Source organism: Streptomyces sp. NBC_00539 (assembly GCF_036346105.1).
In the GTDB taxonomy this organism is placed as follows: domain Bacteria; phylum Actinomycetota; class Actinomycetes; order Streptomycetales; family Streptomycetaceae; genus Streptomyces.
The window spans coordinates 2,375,695-2,392,569 of record NZ_CP107811.1; the positions used below are offsets into that span (position 1 = coordinate 2,375,695).

The window sequence follows — 16,875 nt, forward strand, 5'->3', positions numbered from 1 at the left end:
CACAGGGACCGAGGGCGGCGCCCGACCCCTCACGGGGTCCGGGTGCCGCCCTCGGTGCGTGGGAACGACGGAGCTCCCGGCAGCGCGACCGCTGCCGGGAGCTTCCGTTTGCCGCTCCGGGTTACTCCGGGGGGCCTACGTAGTTGTGCAGGCCCGGGACCGTGAGGTTGCCGCCGAACTGGCCGGCCTGGACGACCTTGACGTTGGTGAAGAACGCGAAGGGGACGTTCAGGGGCGGCGGGGAGTTCGGGGTGAACTCGATCGGGATCAGGCCGAACAGGTTCCCCTTGAGGCTTTCGGTGTACATCGTCACCTTGCCGCCGCGGATCGTGGACGTGGAGCCCGGCCGGGACTTGAGGTGGGCGACGTTCCCCGTCTTGCCGACCGTCTGGTAGAGGTCCTTGATGTCCAGGGAGTCCGCGGTGAACTTGAGGACCTTCTTGGTCTTGCCGCCCGCCGTCTTCACCTCCACGATGCCCGCGTAGTCCAGGCCGTAGAGGGTCAGCAGGGAGCTGTCGAGGTACCACGGCTCGTCCGGCAGCAGCGGGATGCCCTGCTCCAGGGAGGCGTCGGCGAGGGCCTTGGCGTCGTAGGTCGGGCAGGGGAAGGGTTCCTTCCCGTCCGCGTCCTTGGTCGCCGAGGGGGATCCGGACGGGGAGGGCGAGGCCGTCGGCTCGTCGTCGGCCGCCTTGGCCGTCTTGCCCGTCTCGTCCTTCGGGGCCTTGGCGGTGTCCTTGACGTCCTGCGGCAGCTCCTGGACCGAGGCGCCCGCCTTCTTCGCCGCCTCGCGGATCGCGTCCGCGGAGGGGTCGGGGGTGGGCGTGGCGGTCTTGGCGGACGCGGACGGCGCCGGGGGGGCCGGCTTCGTCGCGTCCTGGAGGGGCTTCGTGATTCCTCCGACCAGGCCCGAGAGCGCGTCGCCGACACCCAGCGGGTCCAGGGGGTTCTTCGGCTTCGCCGCCGGCGCGGAGGCCGAGGGCGAGGGAGAGGAGGGCTGCGGGGCGCTCTGCTTCGGCGCCGGCTTCGCCGCCTCGGCGGCCGGCTGCGACGCCGACGGGGTCGGCCCCGGCTTCGGCGCCTTGCTCCCGCCGGTCGGGGCGGACGCGCTCGGCGAGGGCGAGGCGGAGGGCGAACCGGACGGCGAACCGGACGGCGTCGGGGACTGCGACTCCTTGGGCTCGTCGGAGCGGGTCACGCACGGGCCGGGCGCGAAGGGGATGTCCTTGTCGTCGGCCAGGGCCAGCTTCGGGGCGAGACCCATTCCGACGAACACGGCCGTCGGCATCGCCGCCAGCGCCATCGTCTTGCCGACGGGTATCTGGATCTTGTTCAGCAGCGACTTCCGGGGCGCCGCGTGCCGCGGACCCCTTCTTTCGCGGGACTCCGCGCCAGGGGCCACGCCCTGCTGCGTCTCGTCACCCCGCACTGTTCCTCCCGCCATCGGCGTGGGCAGTCGTCTCGCTCGGGTAAGCCGTTTCCGTGCCGCGGGGTCCGGGGACGTAGCCCGCGGGGGCGTCCGCGTACGCCTGCGCCTCGTCCGCCGCCGCTTCCTGCGCGTCGGTGCGGTCCTCGGGACCGGCCGGCTTGCCCGGCACCCACGACAGGGCGAGCGCGCCGCCGAGCAGCGAGAACAGGAAGCCGATGAAGAAACCGCCGAGGTTGGAGACCGGCAGGGACACCAGGGCCAGCAGGATCGACGCCACGCCGGCGAAGACCCGGATGCCCTGCTGGAACCACAGGGCCACGCCGAGGGTCATCAGCAGGATGCCGATGATCAGCGAGCCCGCGCCCGCGGTGGTCGCCATGGCGATGGTGATGTTGCCCAGGCGGAGGTCCGCGTAGGGGAAGTACGCGATGGGAAAACCGCCGATGAGAGTGAACAGGCCCGCCCAGAAGGGCCGGCCGCCCCTCCAGGCGCGGAAGCGGTAGTACACCACGGTGAGCCAAGCGTCGTCTGCGGCGCGAACCGGGGCCTGGGGGTTCATGGACAACAGCTCCCTGGAAACGGTGGTACGGAGAACTCTGTGGTGCTCGGAGGGACGGGCGGCGACGGCCGCCACCGCCCGCCTCTACCGCTCACCTGCCAGGAACGACTACTTCTCGTCCTGGTAGCACGGCTGGTCACCGCTGAGCAGACGCAGCTTGAGGTCGGGCAGCGTGAAGGTGCCCGCCGTCGTCGCCCACGCCTTCTGGCGCACGTTCGTCAGCACGGCCTTCTTGGCGCGCTGCGAGAACAGGGCGCCGTTGGCCACCGTGCCGGCCTGCGGCGTGGTCGGGTGCTCCGCCGTGCCGCCGGCCGCGTCCACCGCGACACCGATGTCGAGGTTGCTGAACGTGGCGTCGGTGTCGAGCTCGGCGACGTCCAGGTAGATGTTCTCCGCGACCGCCGGCTTGCCCTTGTTGCCGGTCTGGAGCTTCATCGTGACCGCGCCGAGGCCGGGAATCGGCGTCACCAGCGACTGGCACATGTTGGTGATCTCGGCGTGCCGGAACCCGGAGATCGTGACCGGGTGCGCCGCGTCCTTGCCGTCGAGGCCCTTGCCCTTGGCGACGCTGCCGTACTGCAGCAGGTCGTCACCGTCCAGCTTGTCGGCCGAGACCTTGAAGTCCTGGCCGGAGACGCTGAAGGACGCCGCGAGGGCACCCTGCGCCAGACCGACACCGACCGCGGCCGTGGCCGCGATGCTCGGCACCATGACGAGCGCGAAGCGCTTCCATCTGGTCCCGCCACGAACCTGAGAACTCATCTTGTTCCTCCTTCTCGGACGTACATCTCCGGTCCGGGCCGTGCCCGTCCTGGGATGGGAGAAGTGCTACGTCCTCGGGAAGGAGCGCTGGCGGCCGAGCCGCAGCAGAGCCGCGTCGCGTACACCGGCGTTCACCCCCGAGCGACAACCACTGGGCCACGCGTTCGCGCAACCAGGAGGACAGGCTCCGCCGGTGCGGCGAAGACCCCCCTGTCCTACGGCCGGCGATACCGCCACCGGCCGGCTCGGTGGGGACCCTCGCCGCGGCTCCGGATGAGCGGCTCTGCGGGAAGGACCGAGCGTCGCCGATCGTGGTCCATTCCAGGCCGGTACACAAGGGGGTTCGTTACTGGCGGGTAACGGGTGGATAACCACGGTGCGGCGCGCCGTCGTCGGGCAGCAACACAGGGTGTTACCCAGGGCCACGACAATGAGGAGGAACACGAACCAACCGGACAGAACACGGGGTTCGATTTACTGGGAGTAACAGCAGCCGCGATTACCAAGTTTTGGCAAAGCGCGGCCGCTGTTTACCTCCGTGTCAACAAATCGCCGGTGGCGCACCACCCACGACGCAGCGCCTAGAACAGCACCCGGGCCAGCGCCGTCCGGGCCGCCGAAACCCGCGGGTCGTCCGCCCCGATGACCTCGAACAGCTCCAGCAGCCGCAGTCGCACGGCGTCCCGGTCCTCACCGAACGTCACGCGCACGGTGTCCACCAGGCGCCCGAAGGCGTCCTCCACATGACCGCCGACCAGGTCGAGGTCCGCTGCGGCGATCTGCGCCTGCGGGTCCCTCGGCCTCTCGGCCGCCGCCGCGCGCACCGCCTGCGGGTCCATGTGCTGGACCCTGGAGAGGAGCTCGGCCTGGGCCAGGCCCAGCTTGGCCTCGGTGTTGTTCGGGTCGTCGACCAGTACGTTCTTGTACGCCTGCACCGCTCCGGCCAGGTCACCCGCGTCCAGCGCCACGACCGCCGCCTCCAGCAGCGCGTCGTACGGACCGGCGGCGGGACCGGCTGCGGAAGCCGCGGCCGGGGCTTCGGCGCCCTCGGCGGCCGGGTCGACCTGGAGCCCGAGCAGACCGAAGCGCTCCTCGGCGACCTGGACCAGCTGGGCCAGCGTCGCGCGGATCTCCTGCTCCGGGGCCGCACCCTGGAACAGCGGCAGCACCTGGCCGGCCACCACGGCGAAGACCGCCGGGATGCCCTGGATGCCGAACTGCTGCATCAGCATCTGGTTGGCGTCGACGTCGATCTTCGCCAGCACGAGCCGGCCGTTCGCCTCGACGGTCAGCCGCTCCAGCAGCGGGCCGAGCTGCTTGCACGGCTCGCACCACTCGGCCCAGAAGTCGAGGACGACCGGAACCTGGTCGGAGAGGCGGATGACGGTGCTGTCGAAGGCGGCCTCGTCTACGTCGATGACGAGTGCGGACGGCGGTACGGCGCCGGCGGACGGGCCGGACGCGCCGCCGCCCTGCCGGGCCGCCTCGGCGCGCGCCTGTTCGGCCTTCGCCTTGGCGTCGGCGGCCGCCTTCACCGCGGCGAGGTCTACGACGCCGCTCATGGACATGTTTCTGGGCTGCATGCGTACATCCTCCCCCGTGTGCGCGCGCCGACGAAAAGGATCGGGCAAGCCGGCCGGGAAATTCCCGTGCCGGTATCCCCCGTGCGGCGCCGGGTCCCCACCTGGCGCCTGTAGCTTCGCGTGGTTGTCGCTCTTACGCTACGAGCCGTAGCGTAACTCCCCGCCGTCCCCTCCGGGCGTCCGGGGGCAGTGATCTGAACCACAGGGATCGGGGCCCGGGAGGTTCCGCTACTGACGGGTATGGTCTCGGCCATGCGCACCCCCAGCCCCGGCACCAGCTCCCCGCCCGGCCGCACCGGCCGCCCCCGCAGCGCTGCGGCGGACGCGGCGATCCTGGCGGCGACCCGGGAGGCGCTGGTGGATCTCGGCTGGTCGAAGCTGACGATGGGTGACGTGTCGGCCCGGGCAGGGGTCGCGAAGACCACCCTCTACCGGCGCTGGGCGGGCAAGAACGAGCTGGTCGTGGACGCGGTCGCGGAACTCTTCGACGCGCTGGAGCTTCCCGACCGGGGCTCGCTCGAAGCCGACATCGAGGACGTGGTGCTCCAGTTCGCGGAGCTGTTGCGACGCCCGGAGGCCCGTACCGCCCTGATGGCGGTGGTCGCCGAGTCCACCCGGGACCCGGCGCTGCGTGACCGGATCCGGTCGGCGATCGTGGACCGGCAGAAACGTCTCGTCGTACTGGGCCGCGAACGCGCGCAGGCCCGCGGCGAACTCCCGTACGAGGAGGACGAGTCCCTCACCGGGCACACCACCGACCTGATATTCGACGTGATCGCGGGCACGGTGGTGCACCGCGCCCTGGTGAGCTGCGAACCGGTCGACGAACTCTGGGTGGCCACCTTCACGGCGCTCCTGATGCACGGCCTGCGCGGCCCGGCCCAGGCGTAACCGGCTCCTGCGGGAACGGGCGGGCCGGGAACGGGAAGGCCGGTCGTCCGGGCACCGTGGAGGTGGGGACGACCGGCCGGCCAGGGGGTTCCCTCAGAAGCCGGGCGGCTCCGTGTAGGTGCCCCACTCGTCCCGGAGCGCGTTGCAGATCTCGCCCATCGTGGCCTCGGCGCGCACCGCGTCCAGCATCGCCGGGATCATGTTCGAGCCGTCCCGCGCGGCGGCCAGCATGGCCTGCAGCGACCGCTCGACCTTCGCCGCGTCGCGCCGCTCCTTGCGCTCCGCGAGTTCGCGCACCTGGACGCGCTCCACCTCGTGGCTGACGCGGAGGATCTCCAGGTCGCCGGTGACCGAGCCGTGGTGGACGTTGACGCCGACGACCCGCTTGTCGCCCTTCTCCAGCGCCCGTTGGTACTGGAACGCCGACTCGGCGATCTCGCCGGTGAACCAGCCGTCCTCGATGCCGCGCAGGATGCCGGAGGTGATCGGCCCGATCGGGTGCTGCCCGTCGGGGTGGGCGCGCAGGCCGCGCTCCTTGATCTGCTCGAAGATCTTCTCCGCGTCGGCCTCGATGCGGTCGGTGAGTTGCTCGACGTACCAGGAACCGCCCAGCGGGTCCGCCACGTTGGCGACGCCGGTCTCCTCCATCAGCACCTGCTGCGTGCGCAGGGCGATCTCGGCGGCCTGCTCGCTCGGCAGCGCGAGGGTCTCGTCCAGGGCGTTGGTGTGCAGGGAGTTGGTGCCGCCGAGGACCGCCGCGAGCGCCTCGACGGCGGTCCGTACGACGTTGTTGTACGGCTGCTGGGCGGTGAGGGAGACACCGGCGGTCTGGGTGTGGAAGCGCAGCCACATCGCCTTGTCGGACTTGGCCCCGTACACCTCCTTCATCCAGCGCGCCCAGATCCTGCGGGCGGCGCGGAACTTGGCGATCTCCTCGAAGAAGTCGAGGTGCGCGTCGAAGAAGAAGGAGAGACCGGAGGCGAAGTGGTCGACGTCCAGGCCGCGGGAGAGGCCCAGCTCCACGTAGCCGAAGCCGTCGGCGAGGGTGTACGCCAGCTCCTGCGCGGCCGTCGCCCCGGCCTCGCGGATGTGGTAGCCGGACACCGACAGCGGCTTGTAGGCCGGGATGCCGTGCGCGCAGTACTCCATGAGGTCGCCGATGAGGCGCAGGTGCGGCTCCGGTTCGAAGAGCCACTCCTTCTGGGCGATGTACTCCTTGAAGATGTCGGTCTGGAGCGTGCCGTTGAGTACGGCGGGATCGACGCCCTGCCGCTCGGCGGCGACCAGGTACATGCAGAACGCGGGCACGGCGGGTCCGCTGATGGTCATGGACGTGGTGACGTCGCCCAGCGGGATGTCCTTGAACAGGACCTCCATGTCGGCGGCGGAGTCTATGGCGACCCCGCAGTGGCCGACCTCGCCGAGCGCGCGGGGGTCGTCGGAGTCGCGGCCCATGAGGGTCGGCATGTCGAAGGCGACCGAGAGCCCGCCGCCGCCGGCGGCCAGGATCATCTTGTAGCGCTCGTTGGTCTGCTCGGCGTTCCCGAACCCGGCGAACTGCCGGATGGTCCAGGTCCGGCCGCGGTAGCCGGTGGCGTGCAGGCCCCGGGTGAAGGGGTACTCCCCGGGCCAGCCGATGCGCTCGAACCCCTCGTACGAGTCGCCGGGGCGGGGCCCGTAGACGGGGTCGACGTCATCTCCGGAGAGCGTCGTGAAATCGGCCTCGCGCTTGCGGGCCTTGTCATACCGGGCCTGCCAGCGTCGGCGGCCCTCCTCGATGGCGTCAGCGTCCATACCCATGAATTTACTAGGACGTCCTAGTAAATGTCGATGGCAAACCCCCGGGAGTCGTCCCGGGGGCAGGTGGATGCGAGTCCGGCGCGAGCCGGACGCCAGGCGCGGGCGGTCCGGCGGACGCTAGGCTCGGGCGGTGGCCAGGCCGTCGGTGACCAGCGGTTCGATCTCCGCGCGGACCTTGCGCTCGACGAAGAACGCGGCCAGCGGGATGGTGCCGCTCGCCAGGACCCAGACCATCTTGCCGAAGGGCCACTTCGCCTTGGAGCTCAGGTCGAAGGCGAAGACCAGGTAGATCATGAAGAGCACGCCGTGGATCTGGGAGACCACCAGGGTCAGGTCCGCGCCCTTGTCGAATCCGTACTTGAAGATCATGCAGGTGCAGAGCACCAGCAGCATCACGGCAGTGGCGAAGGCCATCACCCGGTACCGGGTCAGCACGCTCTTTTTCATGCCACCGAGACTAGCCGTCCGATATGCGCGATCTTGACGGGGGCCCCACGGCCGCCCCGTGACGCCGCGCTACCCCCTCGGCGTCACTTCTCGTCGAAGTCCCCCGCCGCCACCCGCAGCGGCCGCAGCAGCGCGAAGATCTCGCCGCACTCCTCGGAGTCGTACACGCCGAGCCCGAAGTCGATCTCCATCAGGTCCCGGGTGGCGGCCTCGACCACCTCGCGCCCCTTGTCCGTGATGGAGGCGAGGGTGCCCCGGCCGTCGTTCGGGTTCGGGCGCTTGTCCACGAGCCCCGAGCGCACCAGGCGGTCGACGGTGTTGGTCACGGAGGTCGGGTGGACCATGAGCCGCTCGCCGATCTTCGACATCGGCAGTTCGCCGGCCTGCGAGAAGGTGAGGAGCACCAGCGCCTCGTAGCGGGCGAAGGTCAGCCCGTACGGCTTCACGACGGCGTCGACCTCGCCGAGCAGGATCTGGTGCGCCCGCATGATCGAGGTGATGGCGGACATCGAGGGAACCGGCCCCCAGCGCTGCTGCCAGAGCTCGTCGGCGCGGGCGATCGGGTCGAAGGGAAGGCTGAGCGGCTTGGGCACCCACCAGACCCTACCGGGCGGTCATTTGGCGGTCAGCCCCGTCTCACGCTTCGGCACCCGCACCGGATCGGCCGTGGCCCTCAGCTCCGCGAGGAGCAGCAGGACGACGGCCGTGCCGAGTGCGCCCGAGGCGGTCACGACGAGGTGCACCGGCCAGTACTCGGCGGCCGCCCCGGCCAGCGCCATGCCCACGCCCTGGAGGGTCATCAGCCCCGTGCTGAGCAGGGTCATCGCCCGGCCGCGCAGCTCCTCGGGGACGGCGTCGAGGTACATCCGGTCGAGGCCGAGGGTGTACGCGTGCGCCAGTCCGGCCGCCAGCAGCGCCACCAGGACGCCGGCCACGCCCGGCCGCAGCGCGTACACCAGCAGCGGCACCAGGCCGACGGAGGCGAGCGGCGCCACGATCCGCGAACGCGTTCGGGCGGTGAGTGCGGAACCCGCCCAGACTTCACCCGCGATGGTGCCGACCGGCAGCGCGCACAGCATCAGCCCGAGGACCGCCGGGCCGGCGCCGATGCCGTCGGCGTAGGGGGCGAGCAGCGCCTCGGGGACGACGGCGAAGACGGGCGGCAGCCAGAACAGCAGGATCAGCACCCGCCTGCGGCGGTCCCCGAGGACGGCGCCCAGCCCGGCGAGCGGCGTGCCGCGGGCGGTACGCGCACCCGTGCGGGCGGGCCGGTCCGCCGTCCCGAAGCGCAACAGCAGCGCGGAGCCCAGCAATCCGGCGGCGGTCAGGGCGAGCGTCCCGCGCGGCGGGAGCACCGTGAGCAGCAGCCCGCCGAGGCCGAAGCCGACGAGCTGGGCGCTCTGGGCCACCATGCGCAGCAGCGAGCGGCCGAGCACGAACGCCTCGCCGGGCCCGAGGATGTCGGCGAGGGAGGCGTTGCGGGTGCCCTGGAACAGCGGCGCGACGAAGGCCATGGCGCAGCGCAGGACGAGCAGGCCCGCGACCGGGGTCCCCGGCAGGACCATGGCGCTCGCGCAGGCCGCGCAGACGAGGTCGCAGGTGACGAGCACCCGCCGGGCGGGGGTCCGGTCGGCGATGCCGGCGAGCAGCGTGCCGCCGAGGACGTAGGGGAGGAAGCCGAGCGCGAAGGTGAGCGCGCTCATCAGGGGCGAGCCGGTGACGCGGTAGACGAGGACGGTCAGGGAGATCTCGGCGACGACGAGACCGAGCACGGACAGCAGGTGCGCGGCGAAGACGGTCCGGAACTCCCCGCCCGCGAGGACGGAGCGGTAGCCGGGGGCGTCGGTGGTCTGGTTGACGGATGCCATGGCCGAAACCCTGGCCCGACGGCGCCCGCAGCGGCAGGGATTCGGCCCGGCCCGAATCTTGCGGGACGACCGGGACACTGTGCGGATGGCCTACCACTTCCGCTTCGGCCCCGTGGACCTGCTGCGCTGCCGCTTCTCGCTCTCCCCGCGCTGGGAGACGCAGGAGGCGGTGCGGGTGCTGCGCGACGCCCGCCGCCAGGCCTACCACCTGCCGTGGCTGCGGCGGATCCGGGCTGCGGCGGACACGCTGGACCTGCGGCCGCTGTGGCTGCTGATGCCCCGCAAGGGGCACCACCCGGACTTCCTCAGCCCGCCGCCGCTCGGCCCCTGCGTCACCATCGAGGAGGAGCTGGCCCGGGTCCGCGCCACCGACCCCGAGGCGGCCGGCGAGGAACTCCGGCGCTCCCTGGCCTGCACCCCGGGCGCCCTGGAGAGCGGGACCGGCCGGCGGATGCTGGCGGATCCCGCGCGGGCGGTGCGGGAGCTGGCCGATCTGCACGAGCGGGCCTGGGAGGCCCTGATCGCCCCTCACTGGCCGCGCCTGCGGGCCCTCCTGGAGGCCGACATCCTCTTCCACTCCCGGCGGCTGGCGGCCGGCGGCCTGGAGGCGCTCTTCGACGGGCTGCACCCCGACCTGGCCTGGTCCGGCGACACCCTCACCGTCGACCGGGCCGCGCACCACGACCGGCGCCTGGACGGGCAGGGGCTGCTGCTGATGCCGAGCGCGTTCGTGTGGCCGGAGGTGGTCGGGGGCTACGACCCGCCGTGGCAGCCGACGCTGGTCTACCCGGCCCGCGGGATCGGCGCGCTGTGGGCTGCACCGGCCGAGGCCGCCCCGGGGGCCCTGGCCGCCCTGCTGGGGCGGTCGCGGGCCGACATCCTGTGCGCCCTGGCCGAACCCGCCTCGACCACGGCCCTCGCCCACCGGTTGGGTCTGGCCCCGTCCACCGTCTCCGCCCACCTGGGAACCCTGCGGGCGGCGGGGCTGCTGCTCGCGGCCCGGCACGGCCACCAGGTGCTCTACGAACGCACGCCCCTGGCCATCGCCCTGACGGGCGGCGGGCCGCCGTAGCCGGGCGGCGCCGGTGTCGCGGCCCGGAACGTGTACGAACGCCCCCGGCGGGTGGGCCGGGGGCGTGGGCGGGTGGGGCGGGCGGTGGTCAGGCCGCCGCCGCCTCGCGCGCCCGGGCCGCCACCACGCTGTCGGCCTCGTCGCGCTTGAGCACCCGGTCGCCGTAGAGGCCGCCGAAGGGCACCAGGGCCAGCAGGAAGAACAGCGCGACCTTCTTGGCCGGCCACTTCGCCCGGTTCCAGACGTCCAGCAGGAACAGCACGTACAGGACGAAGAGGATGCCGTGCAGCGCGCCCAGCGGCATCACCAGGTTGACGTCCGAGATCCGGCTGAGCAGCGAGCCGAAGATCAGCAGGGCCGGGAACGACAGCGCCTCCGGTACGGAGACGAGGCGCAGCCGGTGCAGGGCGGAGGCGGTCTTGATGTCCACGAGGAACCTTCGGGGGGTCGAGGCGATGGTCCGAACCAGTCTCTCAGCCGCCCTTGGAGATCTTGACCGGGGCCCCGTGTGGCGGATAACGGCCAGGGTGCCCTGTTCGGCCCGGCCCGCTGCGGATAACGTCTCCCCGTGGCTCAGTTCCGACTCCAAGGCAGCAAGGTGCTCGCCGTCGACCTGACCGGGGAAGCCGTGAAAGCGAAGAACGGCTCCATGGTCGCGTACGACGGCCAGATGGCCTTCAAGAAGATGACCGGCGGCGGCGAAGGCCTGCGCGGCATGGTGACCCGCCGGCTGACCGGCGAACAGATGACCGTGATGGAGGTGCAGGGGCACGGCACCTGCTTCTTCGCCGACCGCGCGAGCGAGATCAACCTGGTCAACCTGCAGGGCGAGAAGCTCCACGTCGAGGCCAGCAACCTGCTGTGCACCGACGCCGGGCTGCGCACCGGCACCACCTTCACCGGCCTGCGCGGCGGGGCGACGGGCAACGGCCTGTTCACCACCACCGTCGAGGGCTCGGGCCAGGCGGCGATCATGTCGGACGGCCCGGCGGTGGTGCTGCGCGTCAGCGCCCAGTACCCGCTGTCCGTGGACCCGGGGGCGTACATCGCGCACACCGGCAACCTCCGGCAGTCGTTCCAGTCGGGGATCAACTTCCGCACGCTGATCGGAGAGGGCTCGGGCGAGTCCTTCCAGATCCGCTTCGAGGGCGAGGGCCTGGTGTACGTGCAGCCCAGCGAGCGCAACACCATCGGGGGCGACATCTGATGCCGTTCCGCGAGATCAACTCGAAGATGGTCGAGGCGCAGGTGGTGCCGGGCCAGAGGATGTACAGCCAGCGCGGGGCGATGCTCGCCTACCGCGGTGACGTGTCCTTCACCCCGAGCCTGACCGGCGGCCAGGGCGGGGTCATGGGCATGATCGGGCGCCGGGTGGCGAACGAGCAGACCCCGCTGATGACGGTCGAGGGCACCGGCACCGTGATGTTCGGCCACGGCGGCCACCACATCCAGGTGATCAACCTGTCCGGCGAGACCCTGTACGTGGAGGCGGACCGGCTGCTGGCCTTCGACGGGACCCTCCAGCAGGGCACGATGTTCATGGGCTCGCAGGGCGGCGTCATGGGCATGGTGCGCGGCCAGGTGACCGGCCAGGGGCTGTTCACCACCACTCTCAAGGGCCACGGTTCGGTCGCCGTGATGGCCCACGGCGGGGTCATCGAGCTGCCCATCACGCCCCAGCGGCCGGTCCACGTGGACCCGCAGGCGTACGTCGCCCACCACGGGGACGTGCGCAACAAGCTCTCCACGGCGCTCGGCTGGCGGGACATGGTCGGACGGGGTTCGGGCGAGGCGTTCCAGCTGGAGCTGTCCGGCCAGGGCGCGGTGTACGTACAGGCCTCGGAGGAGAAGCTGTGACCCATTACGCCGGCGCGAACGGCCCCGTGAGCGGCGGTCCGGGCGGCCCGACGGTCTTCGACCCGCACACCCTGCCCTCCGACGACAACGTGAACGCGTACACCTTCTGCGTGGAGCTCAAGGGCAGCCAGTGGTTCCTGCAGAAGGGCAAGATGATCTCGTACTACGGGAGCATCGAGTTCAACGGTGTCGGCAACGGCCGCTTCGACCGGCTGCTGCGCACGAGCTTCCACTCGCCCATGCACGCGAGCGACTGGGTGGTGGCCGAGGGCCAGGGCAAGATGCTGCTGGCCGACCGGGCCTTCGACGTCAACTCGTACGACCTGGACGAGGGGAACCTGACGATCCGGTCGGGGAACCTGCTGGCCTACCAGCCCACCCTCGCGCTCAAGCAGTCGATCGTCCCCGGCTTCCTCACCCTGATCGGGACCGGAAAGTTCGTGGCGGCGTCCAACGGGCCGGTGGTGTTCATGGAGCCGCCGCTGCGCGTGGACCCGCAGGCGCTGGTGGGCTGGGCGGACTGCCCCTCGCCGTGCCACCACTACGACCACGGGTACATGTCCGGGGTGATCGGCGGCCTGCGCTCGCTGACCGGCCTCGGGGGCTCCTCGGGCGAGGAGCACCAGTTCGAGTTCGTGGGGGCGGGGACGGTGCTGCTGCAGTCCTCGGAGACCCTGATGGCGGAGCAGGCGGTCGGGGCGGTCGGCACCGGCGCCGTCGGCGGCCAGAACCAGGGGGTACCGGGAGCGGGCCAGGGGCCGCTGGGACAGCTCGGCGTCCCGCGGATGCCGGGGCAGCTGGGTGATCTGCAACGGCGCTTCGGGCTGTGAGCGCGTACCGTGATCACGTTCCGCGATCGTCCCATTTTTGTACGTAATTCAACTTCTTAGGTAGAGTTCACTCATGGAGACCATGGAGACCGAGACGACCACGCGCTGGCTCACCGACGCGGAGCAGTGCGCCTGGCGCACTCACCTGGACGTCAGCCGACTGCTGATGCACCAGCTGGAAAAGGATCTTCAGCCCTTCGGACTCACCAACAACGACTACGAGATCCTCGTGAACCTCTCGGAGTCGGAGCACCACCGGATGCGGATGAGTGACCTCGCGACCGCCACCCTCCAGTCCAAGAGCCGGCTCTCCCACCAGATCACCCGGATGGAGGCGGCCGGACTGGTCACCCGGGTGAACTGCGAGTCCGACCGTCGCGGCCTGTACGCGGTGCTCACCGACGAGGGCATGGAGACGATGCGCAAGGTGGCCCCGCACCACGTGGCGTCCGTACGGCAGCACTTCATCGACCTGCTCAGCCCGCAGGACCTGGCGGCGCTGCGCGGCTTCCTCGCGCCGGTGGCCGACCACCTGCGCGAACAGCGCGGCAAGGCCTGACCGCGCGCCGCCCGCGCGGGTCTCCCCCGTCAGCGGGCCGCAGCCCCGCGCGCCGGCCGCCCGCCGGGAACCGGAAACGGCAGCGTCGGGAACGGTGACTGGGCCTGCGCGGCGGACCGGGCGGACCTAGACTGGCGGACGCCCGGAGTACCCGATCTTCGAGGGAGCGGCTCATGGCCAAGCGCGGCAACAAGAAGCGAGCACGCAAGAAGAAGAAGGCGAACCACGGCAAGCGTCCCAACGCCTGACCGCGGAGCCCACCGGTGTGACAGCGCCGCGCCCCCGCAACGACGGGGGCGCGGCGTTGTCGTGTGCCCGGCCCGTTCAGGCCTCCGTGAGCGTGTCCAGCAGCGCGTCGGAGGCGGCGTACGGGTCCAGCTCACCGGTGGCGACCTTGGCGGCCAGGGTTCCCAGGTGCGCGTCGCCGCGCAGGTCCGCCATGCGGGCCCGCAGGGCCGTCACCGCGATGGTCTCCACCTCCCGGGCGGCGCGGGCCGTCCGCCGCTCGGCCAGCACTCCCCGCTCGTCCATCCACGCCCGGTGCTTCTCCAGCGCCTCGACCAGTTCGTCGATGCCCTGGCCGCGGGCGGCGACCGTCTTGACGATCGGCGGCCGCCAGTCGCCCGGCCCGCGGGACTCCCCGAGGCCGAGCATGTGGTTCAGCTCCCGGGCGGTGGCGTCGGCGCCGTCCCGGTCGGCCTTGTTGACCACGTACACGTCGCCGATCTCCAAGATGCCCGCCTTCGCGGCCTGGATCCCGTCGCCCATGCCCGGCGCCAGCAGCACCACCGAGGTGTCGGCCTGCGAGGCGATCTCCACCTCCGACTGCCCGACCCCGACCGTCTCGACGAGGATCACCTCGCAGCCGGCCGCGTCCAGCACCCGGATCGCCTGCGGCGCCGCCCAGGCGAGACCGCCCAGGTGCCCGCGCGTGGCCATGGAGCGGATGTAGACCCCCGGGTCGGAGGCGTGGTCCGACATGCGCACCCGGTCGCCGAGCAGTGCGCCCCCGCTGAACGGCGAGGACGGGTCCACCGCGAGCACGCCGACGCGCTTGCCGGCCTTGCGGTACGCCGACACCAGGGCCGACGTGGACGTGGACTTGCCCACGCCCGGGGAGCCCGTCAGGCCCACCACGTACGCCCCGCCGGTCAGCGGGGCGAGGGCGGCCATCACCTCGCGCAACTGCGGGGACGCCCCCTCGACCAGGGAGATCAGCCGGGCCACGGCCCGCGGGCGGCCTTCTCGGGCCTGGGCCACCAGCGTGGGGACGTCCACCGTCGTCATCCTCGCGGTACCTACGCCTTCGCGCCGTTGCCGGGCACGCGGACGATCAGGGCGTCGCCCTGACCGCCGCCGCCACACAGGGCGGCCGCGCCGACCCCGCCGCCGCGCCGGGCCAGCTCCAGGGCCAGGTGCAGCACCACGCGGGCGCCGGACATGCCGATCGGGTGTCCCAGGGCGATGGCGCCGCCGTTGACGTTCACCTTTTCCGGCGTCACGCCGAGGTCCTTCATTGACTGCACGGCGACCGCCGCGAACGCCTCGTTGATCTCGATCAGGTCGAGGTCGGCGACCTCCAGGCCCTCCTTCTTGAGGGCGTGCAGGATGGCGTTGGAGGGCTGCGATTGGAGCGAGTTGTCCGGTCCGGCCACATTGCCGTGCGCGCCGATCTCGGCGATCCACTCCAGGCCCAGCTCTTCGGCCTTGGCCTTGCTCATCACGACCACGGCGGCGGCGCCGTCGCTGATCTGCGAGGAGGTGCCGGCGGTGATCGTGCCGTCCTTCGCGAACGCGGGGCGCAGCTTGCCGAGGGATTCGGCGGTGGTCTCGGGGCGGATCCCCTCGTCGTGCGCGAAGATCACCGGGTCGCCCTTGCGCTGCGGGATCTCGACGGGAGTGATCTCCGCCTCGAAGACGCCGTTCTTCTGGGCGGCCGCGGCCCGCTGGTGGGAGGCGGCGGCGAACTCGTCCTGCGGGGCGCGCTCGATGCCCAGGCGCGTGTTGTGCTTCTCGGTGGACTCGCCCATCGCGATGTTCTCGAACGCGTCGGTGAGGCCGTCGTAGGCCATCGCGTCGAGCATCTCGATGGCGCCGTACTTGAATCCCTCGCGGGACTTCGGCAGCAGGTGCGGGGCGTTGGTCATCGACTCCTGGCCGCCGGCGACCACGACGTCGAACTCGCCGGCGCGGATCAGCTGGTCGGCGAGGGCGATGGCGTCCAGGCCCGAGAGGCACACCTTGTTGATGGTGAGCGCGGGCACGTTCATGGGGATGCCGGCCTTGACCGCGGCCTGGCGGGCGGGGATCTGGCCCGCACCGGCCTGGAGCACCTGCCCCATGATCACGTACTGGACCTGGTCGCCGGAGATCCCGGCCCGTTCCAGCGCGGACTTGATGGCGAAGCCGCCGAGGTCCGCGCCCGAGAAGGACTTCAGCGAGCCGAGCAGTCGCCCCATGGGCGTGCGGGCCCCGGCGACGATCACGGAAGTGGTGTTGTTCGTTCCGGACATGAGGCACAGCCCCTTGGATGAGAGGAGTGAACGAGGGTTTACCCGAATGTACTGAGCGGTACCCGCCCAGTCACCGGGCTGTCGGTGTGATCGCTGGCACGTTGCGTGACCACCCTCCTCAGCTGTGCACTGTTCCCATGCTGACAAGAATCGACCACATCGGGATCGCCTGCTTCGACCTCGACAAGACCGTCGAGTTCTACCGTGCCACGTACGGCTTCGAGGTGTTCCACACCGAGGTCAACGAGGAGCAGGGTGTGCGCGAGGCCATGCTCAAGATCAACGAGACCTCCGACGGCGGGGCCTCGTACCTCCAGCTCCTGGAACCCACCCGCGAGGATTCGGCGGTCGGCAAGTGGCTGGCCAAGAACGGCGAGGGCGTCCACCACATCGCCTTCGGCACCGCCGACGTCGACGGCGACGCCGAAGCCATCCGCGGCAAGGGTGTCCGCGTCCTCTACGACGAGCCCCGGACCGGCTCGATGGGCTCCCGGATCACCTTCCTGCACCCCAAGGACTGCCACGGCGTACTCACCGAACTGGTCACCTCGAACCCTGACCACTGATGGCCCGATTCCCCGGCCGGTAGAGTGGCCATGGCTCGGCCGGGGTTCGGTGCGGAGACGGGGTCGGGGCCTGTGACCCCTGCCCCGGTATCTGACACCATTCCCCGGGGGCGTCGTTCAGCGGGCGAGCGATGCTCAATTG

19 protein-coding genes are annotated in these 16,875 nt (G+C 71.3%); 8 read left to right on the plus strand and 11 right to left on the minus strand.

Translation table 11 applies throughout. The features are described 5' to 3' along the window. Positions 1-121 precede the first annotated feature (121 nt). The 4 genes from OG861_RS10240 to OG861_RS10255 form a co-directional block, all read right to left on the minus strand. A complete protein-coding gene (locus tag OG861_RS10240) occupies positions 122-1,426 on the minus strand; it encodes a hypothetical protein (RefSeq protein ID WP_329198394.1) in 1,305 nt (434 codons plus the stop codon). After that, positions 1,416-1,985, minus strand: a complete 570-nt coding sequence (locus tag OG861_RS10245; RefSeq protein WP_329198392.1) for a DUF6114 domain-containing protein — start codon at positions 1,983-1,985, stop codon at positions 1,416-1,418. Before OG861_RS10245 ends, OG861_RS10240 begins: the two co-directional genes overlap by 11 nt. Positions 1,986-2,093: 108 nt before the next feature. Further along, the gene (locus OG861_RS10250) at positions 2,094-2,747 is read right to left on the minus strand and encodes a DUF6230 family protein (protein WP_329198390.1); all 654 of its coding nucleotides are present in this window, start codon (positions 2,745-2,747) and stop codon (positions 2,094-2,096) included. A 581-nt stretch (positions 2,748-3,328) separates the two neighbouring features. Then, the gene (locus OG861_RS10255; protein WP_329198388.1) at positions 3,329-4,330 is read right to left on the minus strand and encodes a tetratricopeptide repeat protein; all 1,002 of its coding nucleotides are present in this window, start codon (positions 4,328-4,330) and stop codon (positions 3,329-3,331) included. Between the two features lie 252 nt (positions 4,331-4,582). Between OG861_RS10255 and OG861_RS10260 the strand changes: the two genes are divergently transcribed. After that, positions 4,583-5,221, plus strand: a complete 639-nt coding sequence (locus OG861_RS10260) for a TetR/AcrR family transcriptional regulator (RefSeq protein ID WP_329198386.1) — start codon at positions 4,583-4,585, stop codon at positions 5,219-5,221. 93 nt (positions 5,222-5,314) lie between these two features. Here OG861_RS10260 and OG861_RS10265 read toward each other — a convergent pair whose 3' ends face one another. The 4 genes from OG861_RS10265 to OG861_RS10280 form a co-directional block, all read right to left on the minus strand. After that, positions 5,315-7,015 (minus strand): acyl-CoA mutase large subunit family protein, encoded by a 1,701-nt coding sequence (locus OG861_RS10265; protein ID WP_329198384.1) that lies wholly within the window; start codon positions 7,013-7,015, stop codon positions 5,315-5,317. Between the two features lie 123 nt (positions 7,016-7,138). After that, on the minus strand, positions 7,139-7,468 hold the full coding sequence (locus tag OG861_RS10270) for a DUF3817 domain-containing protein (RefSeq protein WP_329198382.1): 330 nt from the start codon (positions 7,466-7,468) through the stop codon (positions 7,139-7,141). A gap of 83 nt (positions 7,469-7,551) precedes the next feature. Next, positions 7,552-8,061 (minus strand): MarR family winged helix-turn-helix transcriptional regulator, encoded by a 510-nt coding sequence (locus tag OG861_RS10275; RefSeq protein ID WP_329198380.1) that lies wholly within the window; start codon positions 8,059-8,061, stop codon positions 7,552-7,554. 21 nt (positions 8,062-8,082) lie between these two features. Further along, entirely contained in the window at positions 8,083-9,336 is a 1,254-nt protein-coding gene (locus OG861_RS10280; RefSeq protein WP_329198378.1) for an MFS transporter, read from the minus strand. Between the two features lie 85 nt (positions 9,337-9,421). Between OG861_RS10280 and OG861_RS10285 the strand changes: the two genes are divergently transcribed. After that, positions 9,422-10,408 carry a DUF5937 family protein gene (locus OG861_RS10285; RefSeq protein WP_329198376.1) on the plus strand — a complete coding sequence of 329 codons (987 nt, stop codon included), beginning with the start codon at positions 9,422-9,424 and terminating at the stop codon, positions 10,406-10,408. A gap of 88 nt (positions 10,409-10,496) precedes the next feature. Here the strand turns inward: OG861_RS10285 and OG861_RS10290 are convergent, their stop codons facing one another. Beyond that, the gene (locus OG861_RS10290) at positions 10,497-10,838 is read right to left on the minus strand and encodes a DUF3817 domain-containing protein (protein WP_329198375.1); all 342 of its coding nucleotides are present in this window, start codon (positions 10,836-10,838) and stop codon (positions 10,497-10,499) included. A 138-nt stretch (positions 10,839-10,976) separates the two neighbouring features. Between OG861_RS10290 and OG861_RS10295 the strand changes: the two genes are divergently transcribed. The 5 genes from OG861_RS10295 to OG861_RS34260 all read left to right on the plus strand — a co-directional run bounded on the left by OG861_RS10295 (position 10,977) and on the right by OG861_RS34260 (position 13,902). Beyond that, the gene (locus OG861_RS10295) at positions 10,977-11,615 is read left to right on the plus strand and encodes an AIM24 family protein (protein WP_329198374.1); all 639 of its coding nucleotides are present in this window, start codon (positions 10,977-10,979) and stop codon (positions 11,613-11,615) included. Then, positions 11,615-12,265: an AIM24 family protein gene (locus OG861_RS10300; RefSeq protein ID WP_329198373.1), complete on the plus strand. Its 651-nt coding sequence runs from the start codon at positions 11,615-11,617 to the stop codon at positions 12,263-12,265. The genes OG861_RS10295 and OG861_RS10300 overlap by 1 nt, the downstream gene beginning before the upstream one ends. Further along, entirely contained in the window at positions 12,262-13,095 is an 834-nt protein-coding gene (locus tag OG861_RS10305) for an AIM24 family protein (protein ID WP_443056612.1), read from the plus strand. Before OG861_RS10300 ends, OG861_RS10305 begins: the two co-directional genes overlap by 4 nt. Before the next feature lie 82 nt (positions 13,096-13,177). Next, the gene (locus tag OG861_RS10310) at positions 13,178-13,654 is read left to right on the plus strand and encodes a MarR family winged helix-turn-helix transcriptional regulator (RefSeq protein WP_329202451.1); all 477 of its coding nucleotides are present in this window, start codon (positions 13,178-13,180) and stop codon (positions 13,652-13,654) included. Between the two features lie 173 nt (positions 13,655-13,827). Next, positions 13,828-13,902, plus strand: coding sequence for a 50S ribosomal protein bL37 (locus OG861_RS34260; protein WP_099895366.1), 75 nt, complete (start codon positions 13,828-13,830; stop codon positions 13,900-13,902). A 76-nt stretch (positions 13,903-13,978) separates the two neighbouring features. Here the strand turns inward: OG861_RS34260 and meaB are convergent, their stop codons facing one another. Together meaB and OG861_RS10320 are read right to left on the minus strand one after the other, a co-directional pair. Beyond that, on the minus strand, positions 13,979-14,941 hold the full coding sequence (gene meaB / locus OG861_RS10315; protein ID WP_329198371.1) for a methylmalonyl Co-A mutase-associated GTPase MeaB: 963 nt from the start codon (positions 14,939-14,941) through the stop codon (positions 13,979-13,981). 11 nt (positions 14,942-14,952) lie between these two features. Then, the gene (locus OG861_RS10320; protein ID WP_329198369.1) at positions 14,953-16,167 is read right to left on the minus strand and encodes an acetyl-CoA C-acetyltransferase; all 1,215 of its coding nucleotides are present in this window, start codon (positions 16,165-16,167) and stop codon (positions 14,953-14,955) included. Positions 16,168-16,304: 137 nt separating this feature from the next. Between OG861_RS10320 and mce the strand changes: the two genes are divergently transcribed. Next, the gene (gene mce, locus OG861_RS10325) at positions 16,305-16,733 is read left to right on the plus strand and encodes a methylmalonyl-CoA epimerase (RefSeq protein WP_190183461.1); all 429 of its coding nucleotides are present in this window, start codon (positions 16,305-16,307) and stop codon (positions 16,731-16,733) included. The last annotated feature ends 142 nt before the right edge of the window (positions 16,734-16,875 follow it).